Raw genomic sequence first — 1853 nt, forward strand, 5'->3', positions numbered from 1 at the left:
GTGCCGCGCAGCCAGGCGCCGCGCCGGGGGCGGTCCACGACGGCTCCGGCGAGCCCCACCACGAGCCACACCGCCCCCTGCTCCCCCGCCAGGGACAGCGCCCGCGCGGCACCGGCCCCGCGCGGGTCCGCGCCGCACGCCCTGAGGGCCGGGACGATCCGGTGGTCCATGCCGTGGAGACCGAGGGGCCGGGGGAGGTCGCGGGGGCCGTGGGAGTCGTGGGAGTCGTGGAGCTCGTCCATGGGGACTCACTGTTCACGCCGGGCGGACCGGAATTCCCGTCACCAGGGAGCGACATCCCATTAATCACCCGTTTCAGGGACAGAAGTGACGTTTCAAAACCAACCAGTCACATAGCGGCGATACGGTCACCGTCATGCCTGCCGACACCGTTCCCGTCACGGGGTGGGGCCGCACCGCTCCCTCCGCCGCCCGGCTGATCCGTCCACGGACGTACGAGGAGGCCGTCCGGGCCGTCCGGGAGTGCGGGGCCCGCGGAGGCATCGCGCGGGGGCTGGGACGGGCGTACGGGGACGCGGCGCAGAACGCGGGCGGCGCCGTGCTCGACATGACGGGCCTGGACCGCGTGCACGCGATCGACGCCGACGGCGGCACCGTGCTGTGCGACGCGGGCGTCTCCCTGCACCGGCTGATGGAGGTACTGCTGCCGCTCGGCTGGTTCGTGCCGGTCACTCCCGGCACGCGCTACGTGACCGTCGGCGGGGCGGTCGGCGCCGACATCCACGGCAGGAACCACCACGTCTCCGGTTCCTTCTCTCGCCATGTGCTCTCCCTGGAGCTGCTCACCGCCGACGGGCGGATCCGTACGGTCGTGCCGGGCACGCCGCTGTTCGAGGCGACCGCGGGCGGCATGGGCCTGACCGGGGTGGTCCTCACCGCGACGATCCGGCTCCAGCCGGTCGAGACCTCACTGATGTCCGTCGACACCGAGCGCGCGAACGACCTCGACGACCTGATGGCCCGCCTCGCCGACACCGACCACCGCTACCGCTACTCGGTCGCCTGGATCGATCTGCTGGCCCGCGGCGCCGCCACCGGCCGCGCGGTGCTCACGCGCGGCGACCACGCCCCCCTGGACGCGCTGCCCCGGAACGCACGCGCGCGCGGGGAGCCCCTCTCCTTCCGCACCTCCCGGCTCCCGGCCGCCCCCTCCTTCCTCCCCGAGGGCCTGCTCAGCCGCACCACCGTGGGACTGTTCAACGAACTCTGGTACCACAAGGCCCCCCGCGCGCGGATGGGGCAGCTCCAGCGGATCCCCGCGTTCTTCCACCCCCTGGACGGCGTACCGCACTGGAACCGCGTCTACGGCCGGGGCGGCTTCGTGCAGTACCAGTTCGTCGTCGGGCACGGCCGGGAGGACACCCTGCGCCGGATCGTGCGCCGGATCTCCGAGCGCCGCTGCCCGTCCTTCCTCGCCGTCCTCAAGCGGTTCGGGGAGGCCGACCCGGGCTGGCTGTCCTTCCCGGTGCCGGGCTGGACCCTGGCCCTGGACGTCCCGGCCTCGCTGCCCGGCCTCGGCGGCTTCCTCGACGAACTCGACGAGGAGGTCGCCGGCGCCGGCGGGCGCGTCTACCTCGCCAAGGACTCCCGGCTGCGCCCGGAGCTGCTCGCGGCCATGTACCCCCGCCTGGACGACTTCCGCGCGCTGCGCGCCGCACTGGACCCGCGCGGGGTGTTCGTCTCCGACCTGGCCCGCCGCCTCCGCCTCCAGGCCACATCCAGCTAGGAGCTGTCATGAAGGACGCCTTCGGCCTCCCCCAGTCCCTGCTCGTCCTCGGCGGCACGTCCGAGATCGCGCTGGCCACCGCGCGGCGGCTGATCGCCCGCCGCAC

At 74.0% G+C, this 1853-nt stretch carries 1 protein-coding gene and 2 pseudogenes; 2 read left to right on the forward strand and 1 reads right to left on the reverse strand.

Going from position 1 to position 1853, the window contains the following annotated elements; translation table 11 throughout:
• Positions 1–242, reverse strand: a pseudogene (locus tag B7767_RS41760) (phosphatase PAP2 family protein); the annotation flags it as partial.
• A 134-nt stretch (positions 243–376) separates the two neighbouring features.
• On the opposite strand from B7767_RS41760, the gene B7767_RS41765 reads away from it, so the two are divergent.
• Positions 377–1747, forward strand: coding sequence for an FAD-binding oxidoreductase (locus B7767_RS41765; RefSeq protein ID WP_085576394.1), 1371 nt, complete (start codon positions 377–379; stop codon positions 1745–1747).
• A gap of 8 nt (positions 1748–1755) precedes the next feature.
• Positions 1756–1853, forward strand: a pseudogene (locus tag B7767_RS48930) (decaprenylphospho-beta-D-erythro-pentofuranosid-2-ulose 2-reductase); the annotation flags it as partial.

The organism is Streptomyces sp. 13-12-16 (assembly GCF_002114215.1).
In the GTDB taxonomy this organism is placed as follows: domain Bacteria; phylum Actinomycetota; class Actinomycetes; order Streptomycetales; family Streptomycetaceae; genus Streptomyces.

Bases quoted from the DNA above. Each gene is read 5' to 3' on its own strand.
- B7767_RS41765 (WP_085576394.1), top strand. From the start codon at position 377: ATGCCTGCCGACACCGTTCCCGTCACGGGGTGGGGCCGCACCGCTCCC.